The following is a 22,822-nucleotide window of genomic DNA, read 5'->3' on the forward strand; positions in this document are numbered from 1 at the left end:
GTCCTCAATTTCAATCAAATCTCAGACGTGAAACCATTATCGGGGCTGACTAATCTGACAGACCTTTTCCTCGAAGCTAATCAAATCGTAGATGTAAAACCTTTAGCGGGATTAACTAATCTAACAAAGCTGTCCCTCGAAGCTAATCAAATTGTAGATGTGACACCTTTATCGAGAATGACTGAGTTAAATTTTCTTTATTTGGGTGACAATCAAATCTCAGACGTGAAACCATTATCGGGACTGACTAATCTCACACTACTTTACCTAGCTGACAATCAAATAGTCGATATCAAACCATTATCAAAATTCACCAATCTGAGAAGGCTCAACCTCAGTATAAATCAAATAACAGATGTGCAACCCTTATCGGGACTGACTAATCTGAGCTCTCTCGTCCTCAATTTCAATCAAATCTCAGACGTGAAACCATTATCGGGGCTGACTAATCTGACAGACCTTTTCCTCGAAGCCAATCAAATCGTAGATGTAAAACCTTTAGTTGGATTAACTAATCTAACAAAGCTGTCCCTCGCATCTAATCAAATTTTAGATGTGACACCTTTATCGAGAATGACTGAGTTAAATTTTCTTTATTTGGGTGACAATAAAATTGCAGATGTGAAACCATTATCGGGATTTGCCAATCTGATACTGCTTTTCCTCGAATCCAATCAAATCGCAGATATCAAACCTTTAGCGGGATTGACAAATCTGACCGCCCTACACCTCAGTAGAAATCAAATCGCAGATATCAAACCTTTAGCGGGATTGGTATATCTGACCACCCTCGATGTCAGTAGAAATCAAATCCCGGATGGAGAAGCCGATCGATTAATTGAGAAAAACAAACAACGATTAAATCAAAAAACAGATGAAGCCGAGCGATTGGTTGAGGAAGCTGGGCGACTATTCGATCGGGAAACAGCAGCATCTTACCAGGAGGCATTGCAAAAGTTTGATGCAGCGCGTTCGCTTTATCAAATGCTTAGAAATCGGGACAAGGAAGCTAAGACGCTGAATATAATGGGCTTGATTAGTAATAGATTAGGAGAAAGACAGCAAGCCCTGAACTACTACAAACAAGCCCTTTCTGGGTCTCAGACTGTAGGCGATCGCCAGATGCAAACCCTCATCCTCAACAATATCGGCGCCTTCTACTATGCTTTGGGAGAGAAACAGCAAGCCATCGACTACTATAACCAAGTCCTTTCCTTAATTCGGAAAATGGGCGATCGCCCTGAAGCAAGTATCAACCTCAGCAACATCTCGAACCTACCCGCAAACAGCGATAGATCTTCGGTCAATCGCACTGCGGAAGCCACCACACTCAACAACATCGGCTTAGCCTACAAAGATTTTGGAGAAAAACAGAAAGCAAAAGAGTATTTTAACCAAGCCCTTACCTTATTCCGCGCTATGGGCGATCGGACTAAGGAAGCCACTATCCTCAACAATATTGGCTTAGTCTATTCAGATTTGGGAGAAAAACAAACAGCCCTCGACTACTACAAACAAGCCCTAGATTTGAGACAAAAAGCGGGCGATAGGCGTGGAGAAGCCAACAGCCTCAACAATGTAGGTAATACTTACTCAGAATTGGGAAAACTGGAGAAAGCAGAAGAATATTTCAACCAAGCCCTGCCGCTGTTTCGCACTGTGGGCGATCGTCCTGGGGAAGCCCTCACCCTCTACAATAGGGCTATTCTCAAAGGCGATCGAGGCAATTTAATCGCAGCCATCACTGACATTGAAACCTCCATCAAAATCATCGAAAACCTCCGCACAAAAATTACCAACCACGAGCTCCGCATCTCATACTTTGCCACCGTACAACACTATTACCAGTTATACATTGACCTGTTAATGGAACTGCACAAAGCCAATCCCAACTCTGGTTACGATCGCAAAGCCTTAGAAGCCAGCGAAAGTTCCCGCGCCCGCAGCCTCCTAGAACTTCTTCAAGAAGCAAACGCCGATATTCGCCAAGGTGTCGCCCCGGAATTATTGCAGCAAGAACGCAATTTACAACAGCAACTCGATGCCTTAGAAACACGGCGGATCGAAACTATAAGCCGCCCCAATCATACCCCCGCAGAAAAAGCAGAATTAGACCAAAAACGGCAAACTTTACTAGGACAATATCAGGACATTCAAGCCCAAATCCGCTCCACCAGTCCCCGGTACGCCACCCTCACCCAACCGCAACCTCTAACGCTGGCACAGATTCAACAACAAATCCTCGATGACAATACCATTTTACTCCAGTATTCTTTAGGGAAAAATCGTAGCTATCTCTGGGCTGTGACTAAAACCAGTATCACCAGTTATGAATTGCCCAAACAGGTTGACATCGAAAAAGCCGCCCGCAATTTCCGCAATGCTGTGACTAGCCCGCTCTACCGAAACATTCCCGCTCGAGTTGCTGAAGCTAACAACACGCTTAGTCAAATTATTTTACAGCCCGTAGCAGCACAACTCGGTCAAAAGCGCCTGCTGATTGTTGGCGATGGCATTCTCAATTACCTCCCCTTTTCCGCCCTTTCGCTCCCCGAAACACCCGGTAAAAATCCGAATCCGCCTTTAATTGTAGACCATGAAATCGTGCTGCTGCCTTCCGCCTCCACCTTGGGAATCTTAAGACAAAACTACAATGACAGACAACCCCCAACTCGGACTTTAGCAATGCTCGCCGATCCAGTTTTTAGCGGTGACGATGAACGAGTCAGAACCCAGTCTAATAGCGCCAATCCCCAAGCAATAGAATCAGTAAATCTCGGTTTAAGCCGCTCTAGCCGCGCCAATAACATACAGTTGAGCCGTTTAAAATTTACACGCCAAGAAGCTCAAATCATTCAAGCGTTAGTTCCGGCCAATTCTCGCACCGCATCTTTGGATTTTGCAGCCAGCCGCGCCGCAGCAACCAGTCAGAACTTAAGCCAATATAAAATCATTCATTTTGCCACTCACGGTTTAGCGAATAGCACTAACCCGGAACTATCAGGAATCATCTTGTCGCTGATAGATGAAAAGGGCAACCCTTTAAACGGATTCCTGCGACTTACTGATATTTTCAATCTGAAGTTAGCAGCCGATTTAGTAGTGTTAAGTGCCTGTCAAACCGGATTAGGGCAGAACATCCAAGGCGAGGGCATGGTAGGATTAACGCGGGGATTTATGTATGCAGGGGCGAAGCGAGTTGTGGTGAGTTTATGGAATGTGGATGATGAAGGAACGGCTAACTTAATGTCGAGTTTCTATCAGGGAATGCTGCAAAAAGGGTTAACGCCAGCGGCTGCTTTAAGGGCGGCGCAACTCGAAATGTGGAAGCAGGAAAAGTGGCGTTCTCCTTATTATTGGGCGGCTTTTAACCTTCAGGGGGAATGGCGATAAATTTTATGAAAGAAACCAGCATTAATTCCAATTCCGGGCGACTGTAAGTCGGGCGAGAACTTTTTGCGGTGAATCTGGATACCAAAAAAAAGCGGTTCTGCTTGTCGCAGAACCGCCGTCACAGAGGATGAAAAATCAAAACTTAACGCACAGCGCCCTGTACTGAAGGTGATTCAATTGTTTTCATGAAGTACAGCTTCACTAATTGCCAGCCGTTCGACAGATACAAAGGCAATTTTTGGAAGAATTGCAAGAATTTCGGAGTATTAGAAGCAACAATTGCAGTCAACTTCTGATTGTTCTTGAGGCAAATATCCAGCCGTTCATAAAATTCTGGATTGTTCACGTCCAGCATGACGGGGAATACGCGGCCTGCTGTTTCGTTGGTCTTTTTAATCACTTCGATGTCGTATTCGCGAGCATCGAGACCGAGCGATCGATAAAAACCCGCGCGCTGGATATCATTGAGATACATTGTCGCGAACACTGACAGCAAGAAGAAACGGCACCAAAGCTTAGCGCGCCAATCGTTCAACATCTGAGGCTGAGCTCTCATCACGGCATCGAAGAAATCTCCGTGGCGGTTTTCATCCTGGCACCAATTTTCAAAGAATCGGAAAATCGGATAAATCTGGTCTTCAGGATGGGCTTTTAAGTGCTGATAAATCGTGATGTAGCGCCAATAACCGATCTTTTCAGACAAGTAAGTCGCGTAGAAAATAAACTTCGGCTTAAAGAATGTGTAACTGCGGCTCTTTGTCAAGAAACCTAAATCCAGGGACAAATTAAAGTCGGACAGCGCTTTGTTGAGGAATCCGGCGTGCCGCGCTTCGTCGCGCGACATCAGGTTGAAACCCTCGGCGAGCACTGGATTTTTGTCTTTGAGCCTGCGTCCCAATTCTTTGTAAAGCAAGAACCCAGAAAACTCAGCGGTGCATGAACGTTCTAGAAACTCAATGAACAACTGGCGTTTTTCGCCGTCAATGTGATCCCAAGATTGAGCGAACTCCTCATCCCGCACGAAGTGGTTTTTGTTGTAGTCAACGCGGAACTCTTGGATAATTGCTTCTAGTTCGGCTTCATTTACCGAGATGTCCATTTTGGCCATCTCGTCAAAATCTGTTGTGTAAAATCTCGGCGTGAGAATAGTTTCTTTGGCTGGGGCTTTCACTCCCGGCCGCAGTTCTTCAAAAGTGGGTTTTTTGAGGGAATCTACCATATTTTTATTGGATTTCTGCTTATAACTACTCGCTTGTTTCCATTGTCGGGTACTGCGGGCGATCGCGCTCGTGTATTTCCGGCCAGCGCTGGCGGCGCGCTTGGTTTGGCGCTCCGTGTGGAATCCAGGTCTAAGCTGCTGTAATTTCCACGCCCTCCAGTTTACCAAGCTCTCGCCCGCGCAAATATGTTGCGGGCGTTAAGAATTGCTACGCAAAATTACTCATGGGGCATGGGGCATGGGGCATGGGGCATGGGGCATGGGGCATAGGGCATGGGGAATTGGTAGTAAATAAACAATAACTTCGGACTATGCACAAATATCTGCTGGTGTCAAACTGTTCAAAGACCAGATAGAAAGTACAAAATGTATACAGGGACTCCAATTCTTAGAATTATCAGGCAGGACGGTCAGAAAATGAGCAATTTAGGTGTTAGTTACCTTTTATGGGCAGCTTGTTTTTTCGGCCCATTCGGACTCCACCGCCTCTACAACGGCAAGATTGGTACGGGTTTGCTGTGGCTGTTTACCTTTGGTTTGTTTGGGTTTGGGCAATTGTTTGACTTGCTGCTGCTGCCGAACATGGTGGACGAACGCAATGCCAGTCTCAGGGGCAAACTCGGCGTATCTCGCGAAGGTATACCGCTATATCCAGTCAGCGGGGCGATCGCCGCGACATACCCCAAGCCAACTCCAGACCAGTTAGGGGTTAAACTCCTGAAGGCAGCTTATACCAAGAACGGAAGATTATCTGTTACCCAAGGGGTGATGGCAACCGGCGCTACTTTTGCCGAAGTGGAAGAGGCTTTCACGGCAATGCTCAAAACGGGTTATGTGAGTATCGAGAACGATGCCGTAACTGGCGTTGTGATCTACCACTTTCACGAACTTTAGCTGCTGCGGGTGCGTTACCTATGGGATTTGGTCTATTTTTCCAGAAGCTAATCGCTGACGCACCCTACTACTTGATATTGCTTACCGAGCAGTTATTGGGGTTTTTCGAGTAAGCATTGCCGACAAAATCGGCTAGAATGTTTGTTTGTCTATATAAGCAAGCAAAAAGTATTTAGCGTCATGGCAGTCCCTAAGAAGAAAACCTCCAAATCCAAGAAGAATATGCGTAAGGCCACATGGAAGCGCAAAGCTGTAGTGGCAGCTCAGAAAGCTCTGTCTCTGGGCAAATCTGTTCTAACTGGACGTTCCAACAGCTTCGTGTATCCCGGCAATGAAGAAGAGGAGGAAGAATAGAAACGGAATACCGGGCATGGGGCGAACCCGATGCCCGATCGATCAATCCTTTTTTGCTGCTGGTAAAATCAGCATGGCATCGCCAAAGGAATAAAAGCGGTACTGATGCTCGATCGCTTCTCGGTACAAATCCAACAGCCGAAGCCTTCCAATCATCGCACTTATCATCATCATCAAAGTAGAGCGGGGCAAGTGAAAATTGGTAATCATCCCCTCTACAACCCGCCACTTGTAACCAGGGTAGATAAACAAATGGGTCGGGCCACAAAAAGGTTGCAAGGAAAAATCGCCACTCGCGGCTGCGGCTCCCTCTAAAGCTCGCACTGCTGTTGTACCCACGGCAATGATCCGCCCGCCTCTGGCTTTAGTTTCCCGGATTTTCTCAACGGTGCCGGGGGGTACTTCCACCCATTCGCCGTGCATTTTGTGAGCCGTCACGTCTGCTACCTCCACCGGGCGAAACGTCCCTACTCCGACGTGTAAGGTGACAAAAGTTTTTTCGATTCCCCGCTGTTCCAAGCGGCTGAACAATTCTTCGGTGAAGTGCAGGCCTGCTGTGGGGGCCGCCACCGCCCCAAGGCGATCGGCATAAACAGTCTGGTACTGTTCCGCTGAAGCTTGGGAATTTTCGATGTAGGGTGGCAGGGGTACGTGGCCGTATTCGTCCAAAAACTTCACCAGATTCTCATCAGTGGGGATGTCAAACTCCAGCAGCCGTCCCCCTGTTGCGTCGTCCCTCTCTATAACTGTTGCAGTCAATCGACGACGATGGGGGGGCATCGTGGCATCGGGAAGGCAGCAGCAAGGAGCTGTGGTCGAGTCCTCACAGGCAGGGGCGATGGGATCAAACTCAATTTTTGCTCCCAACTTTAAGCGTTTCCCCGGTTTAACCAAAGCCAGCCAACAGTTGTGCTGCCGTTCTTCCATCAACAATATCTCCACAGCCGGGCCGTTGGGTTTGTGCCCGTAGAGTCTCGCTGGCAGCACGCGGGTGTTGTTGAGTACCAGCAAGTCGCCCGGTTGCAGCAAATCGGGTAAATCCCTGAAAATCCGGTGTTGGTGGCTGCTGGGAGAATCTACAGCCAGCAAGCGAGAACTGTCCCTCGGCACTACGGGATTTTGGGCAATGCGCGAGGGCGGGAGTTCGTAGTCGTAGCCGTCCAAAGACCAGTCCATCTCTGTCATCGAGTGAATTCCTGTGCGATCGATCTGTCAACTGGGTAACAAATTGGGTAAAAACCCCCATTCAAAGTCGGGTGCTTTTCCCCTTGTGGTGGCGGGTAGAGTCCGCGACGATAGAGGTATAGCATCAGCTTTGCTCATAAGGCTCATAAGGATCGTTATGGAATACCTCTACTACATCGCCAATACTAGCCTTACTCTGAGAGTCGTGGATTACCTACGCACGGCTCATCATCTTCCTTTGCAATTTATCACTGTTATTCACCAAATTGACGGATGGGTGGTAAAGGTGAAAATGAGCCAATATTTAACTCCCGAAATGCACGGGGATTTTCGGGCTTTTATGAACGAACTCGGGATTCCTTACGATCCTGAAATTCGCTTGCAAATGGCGCTTTGGAGTTTGGAAACGGGACAGTCGCCGCTGAGCGTGATGCGCCGCTACCAGGTGGCAGTGGTTTGTCACGGCTGCCCTGACCGCAAAGAAATTGAAGCGTTTCGCCAGCAGTTTGTCAAGGGTCTGGGATATTGCCCGGAAACTCTGGCCTAGATTGCTACGCATATACATTAACTGTGATGGCAGAACAGGAGAGGGAGAGAATGGGCAAGCGGGAGAAGATTTAACGCTTTTTTCAGCTCCGTTAAATCTCAAGAGAAAAATGCGCGACAGCCTAGGCAAGTTAACAATTAAAAATTACCTACTGGCATTGGTTTGAGATTTTACCCTCTAAATTTTAATTATATATTTTTAAATGCTAAAAGCCGAGCGAATGTATTCTTGCAGGGTGAGTCGGTAGTTACCTGCAACGGCGGATAGAGAATGCGCTGCAGTTAATGGTGGTAATATTTGCTTAGTGTTTTGTTGTAAAGGTTCGCACCTGACTAAAGCGACATCAAAACGACAATAATTATTGGCTAAATCTGCATGAGTGCTTAAAAATATTTCGGCTGTTTGCCAAAGTTTGGCTTGTTTTGTGGTATTAATAGCCAACATTCCACCAGCATCCCAATTTCCTCGACGGCGAGTTTTTACCTCAACAAATGCTAATGTTTGGGAATGGGGAATGGGGAATGGGGAATGGGGAATGGGGAATGGGGAATTTTCGTTACCTCTGTTGATTTCGCTTTCTTCATCTCTTCCGAGTGCGATGATATCAATCTCTCCCCAGCGACAGTGCCACTGCCGGTGCAGGATTTCCCAACCTTGCTGCTGCAACCAGTCGGCCACTAAGTTTTCTCCCAATGTGCCGATATCCCTAGAGTTTGGGGATTGGGGGGAATTGGAGTCAGCCGTGGCAAGCGGGCGATTCCCTACGGGATAGCTACGCTTGACGCGCTTTCTGGTAGAATTCAATTCTGAACTGTCACGACTGCTCATTAGCTTGAACTTGTATGATGATTTCTCGAATTCGCCAACATATTTATACTTTCTTGCTGAGTTTTGTTATTTTAGCAGTAATTGCCGCTGGGGCGATCGGTATTAATCCCGCACCTGCTTTCGCTTTGGATCACGACAAAGAAATCCTAGTAGGCGCTGATTTTACTGGTCAAGTTCTGACTGACGACAGCTTTAATAAAGCCAATCTTCGCAACAGCAATTTTACTAATGCAGATTTGCGGGGCGTCAGCTTTTTTGCAGCCAATATGGAAGAAGCAAATTTAGAAGGCGCTAATTTCACGGGTGCGACTTTAGATTTGGCTCGCATGATGAAAGCGAATTTAACTAATGCTATCCTTGAGGGTGCTTTCGCTTACAATACCAGGCTGGAAGGAGCTATTATTGACGGTGCTGATTTTACTGAGACACTGCTGCGAGACGATATGATAGAAAAACTTTGTAAAGTGGCAAAAGGTACTAATCCAGTGACAGGTAGAGATACTCGCGAAACTCTTTTTTGCGACTATTAAAATGCTCGTTGAATAAAGGAATAAAGTCCTTAGTACAAACAAGCTTGTACTAAGGAATTTTTTACTTATCTAAGTTAAAACAATGTAACCGCAGGCAACCTTCCAACATCTATCGAACGAGTCATCCCCAATCTAAAATCTAAAATCTAAAAGAGTATTAGCCCCAAGGTACGGATGTTAAATCGTAAAAATTAACTTGACGCAGCCTCTCTAATTCCTTGAGCCATTCTTGTTCGGCACAGAATAGTTGGTGATATTCTATAGCCTCTTCGCCACTGCTAGCGGCCTTGGCTTTTTCCCACATATTGAGTGCAATCCTGCGGCGCTTCATGCTGATAATTTGCTCGATACAGGCGAGGGCAGATCTAATGACTAGAGGTGCGCGATAAACGTTTCTTTCTGAGAACTCATTTAAGTGAAATAAATGCGAGATTTGATTGAGTTGATTTGGATATTCAATGAAGCTATCTTGCAATTTCAATATTAACTCAGAAGGCGCTACTTGTAAAGACATTTTGTGCAATATTTCTGCATTCACAATCTGGTGCCACAAAAATCTGTGGTGAGAAAGGCTAAACTGTACGTCTCTAGCTTCTATTGCTTCTCTGACATCTTGGCGGTATTCGGGACAGTGCAAATAAATCTGCAATAATTGCGCTTCTGCTTCTTCTAAAAGACTGCGGGCTACGGCAGATAAGCTGGATTTTGAGCTTTTGTTGTCGCTGCTTGCACGTTGCTTTTTATATTGTTTGTTCGGCTTCAGCTTGTTTCTGATTAACAGGGGCATTGTCAATGATTCGTCTTGACTCTGCCGCTTTGCCCAATCGCTAACTACTTGATTGAGCAAGTTTTCAGCGATCATTTTTGTGAGTCTAAAATCTCCTTTGCTGAGAATTTCTGCACATTTTTGCAGGTAATGTGCTAACTGATTGTCGTCAGTGATATTGGTTAATAAATTAATGATTTTTTTGGTGACTTGCTGGGAAGTATCGGCTTGCTTCAAATCTTGATTGACGAGCATTTGTTGCAATTGCCAGTCGAGCCACAAGGGAGCATTTTCCAGCAATTCTCGATATTGTTCTGGGGAGTATGTTTTGAGATATTCGTCGGCATCTTTGCCGTCGGGAATGTTGAGTACCCGCAGTTGCACTTCTCCTTGATAAGCGAGTTTTTCTATTTCTCCAATCGCGCGTTCTGCAGCTTGAGTTCCTGCTTTGTCGGCGTCAAAGTTGAGGATAATTTGTTTGGAGTCCGTGTACCGCAATAACTGCCGCACTTGGTTTAAACTTAAGGCTGTGCCGAGGGAAGCGACGGCGTTGGAGATGCCGGCAGCCTGAAGTGCGATCGCATCAAAGTACCCCTCTACAACCACTGCGCGATCGGCTTTGCTAATGGCTGTTTTCGCCGTATCTAAGGCGAATAAAGTTTTGCCTTTATCGAAGAGTTCTGTTTCGGGAGAATTGAGGTATTTCGGCTGTTCGTCGCCGAGAGCTCGGCCGCCGAAACCGATGACTCTGCCTTGGGTGTCGCGAATGGGAATCATAATGCGATTGCGGAAGCGATCGTAATAACCGCTGCCGCCATTTTTTCGGGGTACAATTAATCCAGCTTGTTCTACTAATTGCGCCGGATAGTTTTTCTGTTCTACTAAATAACTGTAAAGTGCTTCCCAACCTTGGGGTGCATAACCTAATTGAAATTGTTGAATAGTTTCTTCGCTGAGCTGTCGCTCTGATTTGAGATATGCTAAGGGTTCTTCTCCTTGGGTTTGTCGCAAAGCGTGTTCGTAAAAGTTGGCTGTTAGTGCTGAGATTTCATAGAGTTGTTCCCGCAGGGAAATTTGCCGCTGCAATTCTTGTCGGTGTTCGGGTTCGACGGTTTTGACCGGGACTTGATAATTTTTAGCTAATTCTAATACTACTTCGCTGAAAGGGCGTTTCTCCAATTCCATGAGAAACTTAAAAGCATTGCCACCTGCGCCGCAGCCGAAACAATAATACATTTGTTTGCCGGGACTGACGGTAAAGCTGGGAGATTTTTCATCGTGAAAAGGACACAAACCTACAAATTCTTTGCCGCGTTTTCGCAACACGACGCGACCGGAAATGACATCTACTATGTCTGCTCTTTGTTTAACTTCTTCGATTGTTTCTGGATGCAGCCGGGGAACTTGCATAGGGCTATTTTATGCCAATTAAAATTATGTTTATTGTGAGCGCTCGCACTTTAGTAAAGCACAAAAATGACATTTAGGATTTGCACATAAAAACTCAAGCGTTCCGGTTTTTCGTACCAGGGCAGATCGCTGTTAATATGTGTTTTATTAAAAAAAATGGTTTCTCCGTAAGGCATAACTTTATTGTAAGATGTTTACACTAACTGTAAGGAGCATCGAAAATAATGCGAATTTTAATGATGGGCGGTACTCGGTTTATCGGGGTTTATCTTACTAAGATTTTAGCAGCACAAGGGCATGAAGTGGTGTTGTTTAACCGGGGCAACAAGCCTGTACCGGTTCCGGGCGTAAAACAGATTCAGGGCGATCGCACAAATGTCGAGCAACTAAAAGAAAAGTTATCGACGGTCGAGTTTGACGCGGTTTTTGACAACAACGGCCGCGAACTCAGCGATACAAAGCCTTTAGCTGAAATATTTAAAGGGCGGGTGCAGCACTTTGTTTACATGAGCTCTGCGGGGGTTTATTTGAAGTCGGATCAAATGCCTCATATCGAAGGGGACGCTACCGATCCTAAAAGTCGGCACTTGGGTAAATGCGAAACCGAAAATTACTTGGCCGAGTCCGGTTTGCCTTGGACTTCGATTCGTCCGACTTACATTTACGGCCCCCAAAATTATAACGATTTAGAGGCTTGGTTTTTCGATCGCATTGTGCGCGATCGACCGATTCCGATTCCCGGTAACGGAATGCACTTCACGCAGTTGGGGCACTGTCAGGATTTGGCTAAAGCAATGGCGGCGGTTTTGGGCAACTCTAGGGCGATCGGGCAAATTTACAACGTTTCGGGCGATCGATTTGTTACGTTTGACGGTTTAGCCCGCGCCTGCATTCAAGCCGCAGGCAAATCCCCTGATGCTATTAAGATTGTACACTACGATCCAAAACAATTTGACTTCGGCAAAAAGAAAGCTTTCCCGATGCGATTGCAGCACTTTTTCGCCTCAGTTAATAAAGCTGTCACCGATCTTAACTGGCAGCCGGAATTTGACTTAGTTTCTGGATTAAAAGATTCTTTTCAGAATGATTATCTCATTTCGGGACGGGACAAAGCCGAGATAGATTTTTCAGTCGATGACGAGATTTTGAAAGCCGTTTGAAGTTAAGTTATAGTGGGAGCATCTCAATAGCAAAAATCTAGCACCCGCCCTAACCCTCCCCTTAGTAAGGGGAGGGAACAAGAAACATAGCAAACAGACTGTCACAGTAAGGTTTGCAGCCGTGTTAAGTCCAAATCTCTAAGGAGAAAAATAACATGAGATTTATCAATCCCAAAATAGATTTTGCATTCAAGAAAATATTTGGCTCCAGCCAAAGTACAGAGATTTTGATTAGTTTCTTAAATGCCATACTCTATGAACAAGAATCGATAATTAAAAGCTTAGAAATCCTCGATCCTTATCTTGGCCCTCAAGTAGCCGGAGCTAAAAATAGTTACTTAGATGTCAAAGCGCTACTTAATGACGGCACATTTGTGATTATTGAAATGCAAGTTTTGAAGGTACAGGCATTTGGCAAGCGAGTTTTGTACAATGCAGCAAAAACCTATGCACTCCAATTAACAAGGGGAGAACTATACAAGCAATTGCGACCTGTGATTGCTTTGACTATCACTGATTTTGAAATGTTTCGCGGCGAGCAAGATGTAATTTCGCATTTTGTCTTCAAAGAAAGAAATCGCTTGTCTGATTATCTACAAAATGACATTGAGTTAGTATTTGTAGAGTTGCCAAAATTTAAGAAAGAATTGGATCGACTGGAAACTCTTACGGACAAGTGGATTTACTTTATCAAAACTACTGGCACTTTGGATGAAGTACCTCAAACAATGGTCACAGTCCCGGAAATTCAGAAAGCCTTTGAAATTGCCAATCAAGTTAGTTTGACACAGGAGGAATTTAACATATTACAACAGCAAGAGTTTTTTGCTCAAGATCAAGAGGGTTCAGTGGCTTTAGGTCGGGAAGAAGGTCGGGAAGAAGGCAGACAAGAAGGCAGACAAGAAGGCAGACAAGAAGGACAAGTAGGGTTAATTATGCGTTTGCTAAGTCGCCGTTTAGGTCAAATAAACCCGGATATTGAAAGCCGCATTCGCCAATTGCCGATCGACAAATTAGAGAATCTTGCAGAAGCCATGTTAGATTTTTCTAATGCCGAAGATTTAACAGCTTGGTTGGAAGCTAATTCTCCAAAAGACTAGGAATATTAGGTAAATCTCATGCTTGGAATCACACTCGGCAATCGCTACAGTATTATCCGTCACTTGGGAGGCGGCGGATTTGCTCAAACTTATTTAGCTGAAGATAAGCAGCTACCAGGCAATCACCTCTGCGTCGTCAAGCAGCTTAAACCTCAAGCAACTGATCCGCAAACTCTACAGGTAGCAAGACGTTTATTCGATACCGAAGCACAAGTTTTGTACAAATTGGGAAATCACGATCGCATTCCCCGACTTTTTGCTTTTTTTGAAGAGAATCAAGAGTTTTATCTAGTTCAAGAATTTATAGAAGGCCACGATTTAAGTCAAGAAATTATACCCCCCCAAACCCCCCCTTACCAAGGGGGGGCTGGACTTGGCTCCCCCCCTTACCAAGGGGGGGCTGGGGGGGGTTCCTCTTACCAAGGAGGGCCTGCGGGAGGTTCCCCTTACCAAGGAGGAACTGCGAGAGTCATGCAGGAAGATGCAGTCATTTGTATATTGCAGGAACTTCTCGAAATTTTAGACTTTGTACACCAGCAAAATGTGATTCACCGCGATGTCAATCCCCGCAATATCCTCCGCAGAGATAGAGACGGAAAATTAGTTTTAATTGACTTCGGCGCCGTCAAAGAAATTACTACTCAAATCACCACGTCTCAGCCCAAAAATAGCTTGAGTGTCAGCATTGGTACTCCCGGTTATATGCCCAGCGAACAAGCTCACGGCAACCCCAAACTCAGCAGCGATATCTATGCCGCAGGTGCGATCGCAATTCAGTTCCTCACTGGCATAAATCCTCACCAAATGCCAAGGAACCCCGATACAGAGGAAATTATTTGGCAGGACAAAACATCAGTCAGTCCTGAATTTGCGAAGATTTTAGATAAGATGGTAAAGTACGATTTTAGGCAACGTTATTCTAGTGCCGGCGAAACGCTGCAAGCTATTAAAGAATTGAAAAATTCTTTCAGCGGTACAGTTCCTGTATTGCCTCCGGTTGCTGCTGCGAATAAGACTGTAAAATCCCGAAAAAAACTGTATTTAAAAATATTGTCGATCGCGAGTTTGATTGGCATCAGTATTATAGCATCTATTTATGGTGTAAACACTTTTAATTCTGCCAATGCAACTGACCTGTACAACCGAGGTAATACTCTTTACAATTTAAGCCGATTTGAAGAAGCTCTTGCCGCTTACGAGCGAGCAATAAATCTCAGACCAGAGTACGCGGAAGTCTGGCAGGAAAAAGCAAAAACTTTGTACAAATTAAAAAAATACCAAGAATCGCAGGCAGCTTATGATCAAGCCATAGAATTAAAGCCGGAATACTTAGAAGCTTGGACGGGACGCGGTTATGCTTTGGATAAATTGCAGCAGTCTCAAGAGGCGATCGCATCTTTTGATAACGCTTTGAAAATCCAGCCCGACTATGCCTCCGCCTGGGAAGGCAGAGGCGATAGTCTGTTAGATTCGCAGCGGTACGAAGAAGCGATCGCATCCTACGAAAAAGCTGTACAATTTCAGCCTAATTTGTACGGTGCTTGGTACAATCGGGGACAAGCTTACCAAAAATTAAAACAGTACGATCGAGCCGTAGAATCCTATGAAAAAGCAGTTGAAATTAAATTCGATAATTCTGAAGCTTGGTACAATTTAGGCAATGTTTTCCTCGAATTAAACAAAAACCAAGAAGCTTTTGAAGCCTACGAAAAAGCCGTGCGGTTTCAGCCCAATTTTTATCAAGGCTGGTACAGTAAAGGCATCGCTTTGCTGAAAATGCGGAGGCATGAAGAAGCGGTAGAAGCTTACGAAAAAGCTGTTAAATTAAAACCTGATTATTATCAAGCCTGGTACAATTTAGGTTGGTCGTACCACGAACTACGCAAGTACGAACAAGCAATTCAGTCTTACAGCAGAGCCTTAGATTTAAACCCGAAAGAATCTCAAGCGTGGTACAATAGAGGCAATGCTCAGTACAATTTGCAGCGGTACGAAGATGCGATCGTCTCTTACAATGAAGCCGTCTATGTCAAGCCTGACTACTCGGAAGCTTGGTACAGCCGCGGCAATGCACTTGTGGCGGTAAAAAGATACGAAGATGCGATCGCCTCCTATGACAAAGCAATTCGCTACAAACCAGATTACGGAGCGGCAATGGAAGCAAAAAAGCGGGCAGAAAGTCAGCTAGGAAGAAGCCCGCTAGAATCCGAACAACAATAATTGTTATTAGTTCCCTTAAGCGGACTTTGTTTGACAAGAAGCAATTTTAATTGCCAAGTTTTATATTTTAGCGAACAGCGGGAGCAATTACGGTAACTCGACGGCTGTCTACTAACATCGGCCAAAAACCTCGATCGCTCAATGCTTTTACCGCCTCAGTAGCGGCGTTTTGATCCGTTGTATAAGCGACGAATAAAAAGGGACGCTGGCCGTAGGAAGCTAAGCCTACTTGCGTGCCTAATGCTTGCCTGACTTGGCCGGCTAATTCCGGTTGGTTGAAGTAATCTACTAACACTGCATAACCAGGGCCCAGGGGTTGGGGATTGAAGGCAAGATTGCCACTGGGAGAATTGGTGATTGGTGCAGAACCTGGTGCTGGCTGAGGGTTGTAGACTGGCAAATTTTGGGGTAGTGCCGCTGCGGGCGATCGTACTACGTAAGCTTGCAATCCGACAACATCTTCGATGTATTTAACCCAATCGCTGGCGATTTGCGAGTCGCGAAAGCCACCAACTCGCGTCACCGTGTCATTGATGTACCGACAAACTGTGTTGTTAGTATTTCCAGGGAAAGAGCGTTTTGCTCTTTCTTGCTGTTCGGGTGTTGGGGTGACAATTAACAGTAGATATTCATCGGGCTGCGGCGGTTGGCAGCTCGATTGAGCTTTAACAGAACTCGATAAAATTGTCAATACCAAAAGGGCGATCGAAGTAGCAGAAAATAGGGGGAGAGACAAAATAAATTTGTACAATTTACCCCTAATTGTTGTTAGTTGTTTTGTCGGATATTTTGCTATTTTAGTCATGCTGTCTGTAGGGATGCGAGGGCATCGGGAATAGTTGCTGACGGTGCTTGAAATTCACCTGTCAGTACATATTCTAATCGCAGTTTCAACCAGGTGATGAAGACTGGATCGGTAGAAATAATAGCAGCGGCTGGCTGAGGGCATTTTGCTTTAACTTCTGCCATTGTCGGTGCTTCTAGAAAAGCCGGCTGTTTGACCAACCAGAAGTCTATTTGTTTTTCTTGTTCGTTGTAGTTGCGGGTTCTTTCTTTAAACACTTCATCTAGGGCTTCTTCTTCTAGCAAAAAGCGTTGGCTGGCTAAAACGTAGTAGTAGGTTTGCATTTTTGTCGGTTGTTAGAGGTTGACGGTTAGCGGTTAATGCCGCCTGTACCGGCCAGTTTTGCTGGTCAGGGGCGGGTTTGCTGAGTTGCGGTCGTTGGAGAGTTCTAGACTCTTGTGCCGTTTACTTTACCTTATTTGCTGTCATCTTGGGTAGATGCAGAGCAAGTCGCCTCAGAAAAATCTTTGGTAGTGAGTGTTGGGGGACTTGCGAGAGTTGCGAGAGTTGCTGGTTGTTTGGGGATTTGGGCGATTATTTTTCGGGCTGGTGATTTTCGGTAAAATTTAGCTAGCCAGACGGGAAACCCCACACTATATCGCTTCGATTAGTGTGGGATGAGAGGCGCGTGAGGTGAGGATTCCACCGTCAACCAATTCAAAACTATGTTTTGAGAGGTGGGCGGGTGGATGACGAGACGAACAAACTCTTTATTTAATGAGTTAATCTTGTTTGTTAATATAATTATTTAATTGCTTGACACGGTGCAGTATTTTCTGGTATTTTTGTACTTAATAAAAGCGTAAAGGTCGTAACGCAATGAAGACAACATACCAGTATCAGTTTGATCCCGATACCAATCAAAAGTTAACCCTCAAACACTGGTTGAGAATCTGTCGCTATTGGTACAATCGGCAGTTAGGTGATCGATTTGACTGGTGGGAAATGAACCGCACGACTGTGAATGCTTGTCCGTTGATTGTTAGCATCTCTGCGCCTCGTGAAAAGCCCAACTATTACTCGCAAAAACAACAATTGCCCGTCATCAAGAAAGACTTGGTGAAAGTTTTCCACAGTGGCGAGCTGTTGGACTTTAAGGAGGTAGATTCAACCATCCTACAAGATGTTTCTAAGCGAGTAGATAAAGCCTTCGAGCGATTTATAGTAGGTGATAGCAAGGGTGGGAAATCGGGTAAACCCCGATTTAAGACTGAAGCAGATTACCGAACGATGACATTCTCTACGGCTAACAACGATTGGATTAAATTGGTTCGCAAGAATTGGATTTATATTAGGTTGCCGAAACTAGGGGTCGTAAAAGTTCGGACGCACCGTCCAATTCCCGACGGATTTACCCTTAAGCAAGCTAGTGTAACCAGGAAGGCTGATGGTTGGTTCATTCAATTAATACTGGAAGACTCTTCTGTCCCTAGCTTTGTACCTAACAAAGTTACCCCAAGCTGGGATAATTCAATGGGTTTGGATGCAGTGCTTCATGAAGATGTTTACTTGGCAACGTCTTCAGGCGAGAAGCTACCATCATTAAAACCGCTTCGCAAAAACCAAGCTAAGTTAGACCGCATTTCAAGGAAACGAAACAAACGGAAGCGCGGTTCTAAAGCTAGACGCAAGCTAGCCAAAAAAGAAGCAAAGCAGCACCAGAAGATAGCTCGTTCTCGCCAAGATTTCCATTATAAGACTGCTCACAAGCTTGTGAGGTCGGGAGCTAAATTCTTTTTTTATGAAGATTTGAATTTAAAAGGTTTGACTAAACGAAATAAAGTCAAACAAGATGATGCTGGGGTTTATCTTCCAAACGGTCAATCAGCCAAATCAGGACTGAATAAGTCTTGGTTGGATGCTGCGTTTGGTCAATTTTTCAAGACGCTGGAATACATAGCCGAAAAAGCTGGGTCAGCAGTCATTTCGCAAAAACCTGCTTACACGTCAATGGTTTTATGCTATCGGAATGAAATCATTTTCACCGATTGCGGTATCCGAAACTATTGGGATGAGCAACATTCTTTAATGGTAGATCGCGACGTGAACGCGGCGATCAATTTAAAGAAACTGGGGTTGGACATTTTCCCCAGTATAAAACGCCGTGGCGGGAATCTTTCTGTAGTAGGAACTATAGATGATAGTACCGCGAAGGAAATTTTGCACACCCTTCATCGGGCTGCAAAGACGCCTACACCATACTCTACTCAGTTGGTGTAGGAGTTGTCACGTGACAATAGGAAATTAGATGGAATTGCACGTTGAATAATTACCAATTATTGAGGCCATCTGGGGGCGGTTCAACCTGATTGGGAGTGGTTTGCATATGAAAATACTTCAGACAGTTTTTGATGGCTAACCCTAAAATAAGGCTTTCATGGCGATCGAGTTGCCTGCGTGAAAATCAAGGGTTTGTAATTACTACCTAAAAACAGTCCTGGCTATTGTATTAAGGAATGAAAAATAAATAAGTTGATGAGTTATCGGTTATAATGAAAAAAGTGTGAGATTACAATTTTCACTCCCACAGAGATCAACTCACAACATATTTTTCTACTTAACTATTCTAATTTACTTTTAAATCCATGTTTTATTCTCATTCAATTGAGTCAGAAATGAAAAAATTTTATAAATCCTTATCAGAAAAGGATAAAAGAAGGTATGCAGCTATAGAAGCTCAAAAATTAGGATGGGGTGGAATTAGTTATGTAATGCAACTTTTGGGATGCAGTCGAAATACCATCATCAAGGGATTGGAAGATTTAGAAAAAATGGACTCAGAGACACTAAATAGTTCCAGGATCAGAAAGAAAGGAGGGGGAAGAAAAAGTATTCTGTCTACTCAAATCGGCATTGATGCGGCATTTTTAGAAGTTTTAAAAAACCACACAGCCGGAGACCCAATGAATGAGTTAATCAAATGGACTAATTTGACGCATAAAGAAATAGCTTCTGGACTACGAGCGGCAGGTTTTACCATTAGTCTCCCCTTAGTGGCAAAACTATTAAAAAAGCATGGGTATGTGAAACGAAAAGCCCAAAAAAAACAAACAATAGGAATTAATGAAAATCGGGACGCTCAATTTAAAAATATTGCGAGACTGGATACAGAGTATAGAGAAGCAAGCAATCCTATTATTAGCTTTGACACCAAAAAGAAAGAAGTTTTAGGAAATCTGTATCGTCCTGGAACTCTGTATACAACGGAACCTGTCACTACTCTCGATCATGATTTTTGGAGTTTAGGTCACGGTAAAGTGATCCCACATGGGATTTATGATTCTCAACAAAACCGAGGATATATAACATTAGGAAACAGTAAAGATACGAGTGAATTCGCCTGTGAGTCTTTAAAAAATTGGTGGAATAATTATGGCAAATTTACCTACCCTAACGCTAATTCTATCTTGGCAAAATGTGATGGTGGAGGTAGTAATAATGCTAATCATTATATTTTTAAATAAGATTTGCAGAAATTAGTTAATGAAATAGGAATTGAGATCAGAATTGCTCATTACCCTCCTTATACATCTAAATATAATCCGATAGAACATCGACTTTTTCCTCATATTACTAGGTCTTGTCAAGGAGTAATTTTTACAAGTTTAGAATTAGTCAAAGCTCTCGTCGAAAAAACACAAACTAAAACCGGACTATCTGTAGCTGTAAATATCCTTAATAAAGTTTATAAAACTGGTCGAAAGGTGGCTGATAATTTCAAAAATACTATGCAAATTGTTTTTGACGAATATTTGCCCAAATGGAATTATCGAGCCGTACCCCAACCTGAGTAATTCATTAAGTTATTTATTTTTCATTCCTAACAATGTAAAATGTGTGGATTGATTTCCTCTCGCCGAAATAGCGATCGCCCCCCTGTCACTTCCCCCATCCCACCAAAAGCGATCGCCCTTCGCCCCTGTTCAAATAAGCTCAAAAAATCAGCTAAATTTGTTGCCCACGTACTGCAGCTAAAGGCTAAACTAATCTAAGTTTTACCATAAAATTTTCTCCCTGTTCATGAACATCGCTTATTTAGTCAACCAATATCCCAAAGTCAGCCACAGCTTTGTCCGCAGAGAAGTGCTAGCCGTTGAAAAATGCGGCATGAAAGTCGCACGTTTTTCGATCCGATCGTGCGAGTCGGAACTCGTTGATGAGGCCGACAAACTAGAGCAAGAATTGACTAAAGTAATCTTAGGAGTTGGTGTACAGGGGTTAGCGTGGGGTTTGCTGCGCGTTGCCGCAACTAGACCAATTCGATTCATCGAAGCTGTGGGGTTAATGTTCAAAGTTGGCTGGCACTCGGAACGAGGGATTTTGCTGCATCTAGCTTATTTAGCAGAAGCTTGTATTCTTTTAAATTGGTTTGCAGAATCCGGTACAGCACACGTTCACGCTCACTTCGGGACAAATTCTACAACAGTCGCAATGCTGTGCCGCGTGCTGGGCGGCCCGACTTACAGTTTCACCGTCCACGGCCCTGAAGAATTTGATAAAGCGACACTTCTTTCCTTAGACGAAAAAATTAAACGATCGACCTTTGTAGCAGCAGTTAGTTCCTTCGGTAAAAGTCAGCTTTTTCGGTGGTGCGATCGCACTTTTTGGTCAAAAATTCACGTCATACACTGCGGCGTAGATGCTGCATTTTTAGCTGCACCCTACGTCCCCATACCCGCAGCACCCCGCTTAGCTTGCATTGGCAGACTCAGCGAACAAAAAGGTCATTTGTTATTGCTAGAAGCTGCTAACTTGCTAGCAGTTCAAGGCTTAGAGTTTAAGTTGGTACTCGTAGGAGACGGGCCGCTGCGATCGGATATTGAACAGCAGATTCTGCAACTCGGCCTGCAAAATCATATAGAAATTACCGGCTGGGCCAGCGGCGATCGAGTTCAGCAAGAGATTTTAGCTTCACGGGCAATGGTATTGCCTAGTTTTGCTGAAGGTTTGCCCGTCGTAATTATGGAAGCCCTCGCTCTCAATCGGCCCGTAATTAGCACTTATGTTGCTGGCATCCCCGAGCTCGTAGAACCCGGTGTTTGCGGTTGGTTAGTTCCTCCCGGTTCCGCAGAAGCATTAGCCGTAGCAATGCGCGCGGTATTGGAAGCACCTGTAGAAAAACTAGAACAAATGGGGAAAACAGGAGCAGAGAGAGTTGCTCAACAACACAATGTTGATTTAGAGGCAAAAAAATTAGTGGCGCTGTTTGAGAGTCCTTGAGAATGGTGCAAAACCTATTGATTAACTGACATCTTGCATCATTATTAAGAAGTCTTTCAAGGGTGGGCAGGATGCCCACCCCACAGGAAAATTAATTGTTTGTGGAACAGGCATCTTGCCTGTTCCTTTAATTAAGCTGTAATTGTTTGTGGAACAGGCATCTTGCCTGTTCCTTTAAATAAAACAACCTACTTACAAACTTTTTAAGGAATAGGAACAGACCGCAACAACTTGTCAACAATCGTCTTAGCCCTTCTTCCCCCCGCCGGAATCAACCGGTGAGAAAGTACGTGTGGCGCCAAATACTTCACATCATCCGGGGTAGCAAAATCCCGGCCCTCCATAAATGCCAAAGCCTGGGATGCCCGGTGCAAAGCCACCGCACCCCGGGGACTCACCCCCAGAGTAATCTCCTCATCCTCTCGCGTCGATCGCACTAAATCTACAATATACTGTTTCAAAGAGGCTTCCACCTTCACACCAGCGCACAAACGACGCAATTCCTGCACTTCTTCCAAAGAAATACAAGGCTGCAAATCTTCAACAGCAAAACTATCAGAAAGCCGTTCCAACATTTGCAACTCTTCCAACGCAGCGGGATAGCCCAAAGTCAAAGACAAAGTAAACCGATCCATCTGGGCTTCCGGTAGGGGAAAAGTGCCTTGATATTCGATCGGGTTCTGAGTCGCAATCACAAAAAACGGCGTCGGAACATTTCGAGAAACTCCATCTACTGTCACCTGCTTTTCTTCCATCACTTCCAGCAAAGCTGACTGAGTTCGTGGCGTCGCCCGATTGATTTCATCGGCAAGCAAAACATTAGCAAAAACTGGCCCGGGCAAAAACTCAAACTCTCCGCTGCGCGGATTCCAAATATTAGTACCGGTGATATCCGTCGGCAACAAATCGGGAGTGCACTGAATCCGCTGAAACTTGCCATCGATCGATCGCGCCAAAGACTTCGCCAGCAGCGTTTTTCCCACACCAGGCACGTCTTCTAGCAGCGCGTGTCCGCCGGAAAGCACCGCTACCAACACCAAGCGAATAGCATCGGCTTTGCCAACAATAGTTTTGCCTAGATTTTGTTTGAGCCGCTCAATATGTTGTCTCATATCCCTGATTTCTAATTGTTAATTGCGAATTGCTAATTGC

Annotated in this window: 18 protein-coding genes and 1 pseudogene; 12 read left to right on the forward strand and 7 right to left on the reverse strand. The window is 44.7% G+C overall.

Annotation, left to right across the window (positions count from 1 at the left end):
• Positions 1-3,393, forward strand: a 3,393-nt coding sequence (locus QT979_RS10845) for a CHAT domain-containing protein (RefSeq protein ID WP_333309796.1), incomplete at its 5' end; no start/stop codon positions are given.
• A gap of 142 nt (positions 3,394-3,535) precedes the next feature.
• Here the strand turns inward: QT979_RS10845 and acsF are convergent.
• Positions 3,536-4,612, reverse strand: a complete 1,077-nt coding sequence (acsF, locus tag QT979_RS10850) for a magnesium-protoporphyrin IX monomethyl ester (oxidative) cyclase (protein ID WP_333309872.1) — start codon at positions 4,610-4,612, stop codon at positions 3,536-3,538.
• A 417-nt stretch (positions 4,613-5,029) separates the two neighbouring features.
• On the opposite strand from acsF, the gene QT979_RS10855 reads away from it, so the two are divergent.
• Positions 5,030-5,506: a TM2 domain-containing protein gene (locus QT979_RS10855; protein WP_333209224.1), complete on the forward strand. Its 477-nt coding sequence runs from the start codon at positions 5,030-5,032 to the stop codon at positions 5,504-5,506.
• A gap of 180 nt (positions 5,507-5,686) precedes the next feature.
• Positions 5,687-5,860, forward strand: a complete 174-nt coding sequence (rpmF, locus tag QT979_RS10860; RefSeq protein ID WP_006632406.1) for a 50S ribosomal protein L32 — start codon at positions 5,687-5,689, stop codon at positions 5,858-5,860.
• Between the two features lie 42 nt (positions 5,861-5,902).
• On the opposite strand, the gene queA is transcribed toward rpmF, so the two are convergent.
• On the reverse strand, positions 5,903-7,045 hold the full coding sequence (gene queA / locus QT979_RS10865; protein WP_333209226.1) for a tRNA preQ1(34) S-adenosylmethionine ribosyltransferase-isomerase QueA: 1,143 nt from the start codon (positions 7,043-7,045) through the stop codon (positions 5,903-5,905).
• 157 nt (positions 7,046-7,202) lie between these two features.
• Between queA and QT979_RS10870 the strand changes: the two genes are divergently transcribed.
• Complete coding sequence (locus tag QT979_RS10870; RefSeq protein WP_333057186.1) at positions 7,203-7,592, forward strand: hypothetical protein; 390 nt, start codon at positions 7,203-7,205, stop codon at positions 7,590-7,592.
• A gap of 198 nt (positions 7,593-7,790) precedes the next feature.
• Here QT979_RS10870 and QT979_RS10875 read toward each other — a convergent pair whose 3' ends face one another.
• Positions 7,791-8,420 (reverse strand): YraN family protein, encoded by a 630-nt coding sequence (locus QT979_RS10875; protein WP_333209228.1) that lies wholly within the window; start codon positions 8,418-8,420, stop codon positions 7,791-7,793.
• 14 nt (positions 8,421-8,434) lie between these two features.
• Between QT979_RS10875 and QT979_RS10880 the strand changes: the two genes are divergently transcribed.
• Positions 8,435-8,950 carry a pentapeptide repeat-containing protein gene (locus QT979_RS10880; protein ID WP_333042425.1) on the forward strand — a complete coding sequence of 172 codons (516 nt, stop codon included), beginning with the start codon at positions 8,435-8,437 and terminating at the stop codon, positions 8,948-8,950.
• Positions 8,951-9,107: 157 nt separating this feature from the next.
• Here the strand turns inward: QT979_RS10880 and dnaG are convergent, their stop codons facing one another.
• Positions 9,108-11,126, reverse strand: coding sequence for a DNA primase (gene dnaG, locus QT979_RS10885; protein WP_333209229.1), 2,019 nt, complete (start codon positions 11,124-11,126; stop codon positions 9,108-9,110).
• Between the two features lie 224 nt (positions 11,127-11,350).
• Here dnaG and QT979_RS10890 point away from each other — a divergent pair, with 224 nt between their 5' ends.
• From QT979_RS10890 to QT979_RS10900, 3 genes are all read left to right on the forward strand, one after another.
• Positions 11,351-12,286: an NAD-dependent epimerase/dehydratase family protein gene (locus QT979_RS10890; protein WP_333309800.1), complete on the forward strand. Its 936-nt coding sequence runs from the start codon at positions 11,351-11,353 to the stop codon at positions 12,284-12,286.
• A 155-nt stretch (positions 12,287-12,441) separates the two neighbouring features.
• Complete coding sequence (locus QT979_RS10895) at positions 12,442-13,386, forward strand: Rpn family recombination-promoting nuclease/putative transposase (RefSeq protein ID WP_333309803.1); 945 nt, start codon at positions 12,442-12,444, stop codon at positions 13,384-13,386.
• 18 nt (positions 13,387-13,404) lie between these two features.
• Positions 13,405-15,606, forward strand: a complete 2,202-nt coding sequence (locus QT979_RS10900) for a tetratricopeptide repeat protein (protein WP_333309807.1) — start codon at positions 13,405-13,407, stop codon at positions 15,604-15,606.
• A gap of 67 nt (positions 15,607-15,673) precedes the next feature.
• Here QT979_RS10900 and QT979_RS10905 read toward each other — a convergent pair whose 3' ends face one another.
• Together QT979_RS10905 and QT979_RS10910 are read right to left on the reverse strand one after the other, a co-directional pair.
• Complete coding sequence (locus tag QT979_RS10905) at positions 15,674-16,411, reverse strand: hypothetical protein (protein ID WP_333309810.1); 738 nt, start codon at positions 16,409-16,411, stop codon at positions 15,674-15,676.
• A complete protein-coding gene (locus tag QT979_RS10910) occupies positions 16,408-16,734 on the reverse strand; it encodes an MgPME-cyclase complex family protein (RefSeq protein WP_333042436.1) in 327 nt (108 codons plus the stop codon). Before QT979_RS10910 ends, QT979_RS10905 begins: the two co-directional genes overlap by 4 nt.
• A 114-nt stretch (positions 16,735-16,848) precedes the next feature.
• Here QT979_RS10910 and QT979_RS10915 point away from each other — a divergent pair, with 114 nt between their 5' ends.
• The 4 genes and pseudogenes from QT979_RS10915 (at position 16,849) to QT979_RS10930 (ending at position 21,670) form a co-directional block, all read left to right on the forward strand.
• Positions 16,849-17,013, forward strand: a complete 165-nt coding sequence (locus tag QT979_RS10915; protein WP_333309813.1) for a hypothetical protein — start codon at positions 16,849-16,851, stop codon at positions 17,011-17,013.
• Between the two features lie 256 nt (positions 17,014-17,269).
• Positions 17,270-18,670 (forward strand): transposase, encoded by a 1,401-nt coding sequence (locus tag QT979_RS10920; protein ID WP_333309816.1) that lies wholly within the window; start codon positions 17,270-17,272, stop codon positions 18,668-18,670.
• Positions 18,671-19,065: 395 nt separating this feature from the next.
• Positions 19,066-20,244: pseudogene (locus QT979_RS10925) on the forward strand (ISAzo13 family transposase).
• Positions 20,245-20,470: 226 nt separating this feature from the next.
• Positions 20,471-21,670 carry a glycosyltransferase gene (locus tag QT979_RS10930; protein ID WP_333309818.1) on the forward strand — a complete coding sequence of 400 codons (1,200 nt, stop codon included), beginning with the start codon at positions 20,471-20,473 and terminating at the stop codon, positions 21,668-21,670.
• Between the two features lie 203 nt (positions 21,671-21,873).
• On the opposite strand, the gene QT979_RS10935 is transcribed toward QT979_RS10930, so the two are convergent.
• On the reverse strand, positions 21,874-22,782 hold the full coding sequence (locus QT979_RS10935; protein WP_333209248.1) for a MoxR family ATPase: 909 nt from the start codon (positions 22,780-22,782) through the stop codon (positions 21,874-21,876).
• Between the last annotated feature and the right edge of the window lie 40 nt (positions 22,783-22,822).

It is taken from the genome of Microcoleus sp. w2-18bC1 (assembly GCF_036700365.1).
GTDB lineage: Bacteria > Cyanobacteriota > Cyanobacteriia > Cyanobacteriales > Microcoleaceae > Microcoleus.

Excerpts from the sequence above, each read along its gene's own strand:
- acsF (WP_333309872.1), bottom strand. The coding sequence starts at position 4,612 with ATGGTAGATTCCCTCAAAAAACCCACTTTTGAAGAACTGCGGCCGGGA.
- QT979_RS10855 (WP_333209224.1), top strand. The coding sequence starts at position 5,030 with ATGAGCAATTTAGGTGTTAGTTACCTTTTATGGGCAGCTTGTTTTTTC.
- rpmF (WP_006632406.1), top strand. The coding sequence starts at position 5,687 with ATGGCAGTCCCTAAGAAGAAAACCTCCAAATCCAAGAAGAATATGCGT.
- queA (WP_333209226.1), bottom strand. The coding sequence starts at position 7,045 with ATGACAGAGATGGACTGGTCTTTGGACGGCTACGACTACGAACTCCCG.
- QT979_RS10870 (WP_333057186.1), top strand. The coding sequence starts at position 7,203 with ATGGAATACCTCTACTACATCGCCAATACTAGCCTTACTCTGAGAGTC.
- QT979_RS10875 (WP_333209228.1), bottom strand. The coding sequence starts at position 8,420 with ATGAGCAGTCGTGACAGTTCAGAATTGAATTCTACCAGAAAGCGCGTC.
- QT979_RS10880 (WP_333042425.1), top strand. The coding sequence starts at position 8,435 with ATGATGATTTCTCGAATTCGCCAACATATTTATACTTTCTTGCTGAGT.
- dnaG (WP_333209229.1), bottom strand. The coding sequence starts at position 11,126 with ATGCAAGTTCCCCGGCTGCATCCAGAAACAATCGAAGAAGTTAAACAA.
- QT979_RS10890 (WP_333309800.1), top strand. The coding sequence starts at position 11,351 with ATGCGAATTTTAATGATGGGCGGTACTCGGTTTATCGGGGTTTATCTT.
- QT979_RS10895 (WP_333309803.1), top strand. The coding sequence starts at position 12,442 with ATGAGATTTATCAATCCCAAAATAGATTTTGCATTCAAGAAAATATTT.
- QT979_RS10900 (WP_333309807.1), top strand. The coding sequence starts at position 13,405 with ATGCTTGGAATCACACTCGGCAATCGCTACAGTATTATCCGTCACTTG.
- QT979_RS10905 (WP_333309810.1), bottom strand. The coding sequence starts at position 16,411 with ATGACTAAAATAGCAAAATATCCGACAAAACAACTAACAACAATTAGG.
- QT979_RS10910 (WP_333042436.1), bottom strand. The coding sequence starts at position 16,734 with ATGCAAACCTACTACTACGTTTTAGCCAGCCAACGCTTTTTGCTAGAA.
- QT979_RS10920 (WP_333309816.1), top strand. The coding sequence starts at position 17,270 with ATGAAGACAACATACCAGTATCAGTTTGATCCCGATACCAATCAAAAG.
- QT979_RS10930 (WP_333309818.1), top strand. The coding sequence starts at position 20,471 with ATGAACATCGCTTATTTAGTCAACCAATATCCCAAAGTCAGCCACAGC.
- QT979_RS10935 (WP_333209248.1), bottom strand. The coding sequence starts at position 22,782 with ATGAGACAACATATTGAGCGGCTCAAACAAAATCTAGGCAAAACTATT.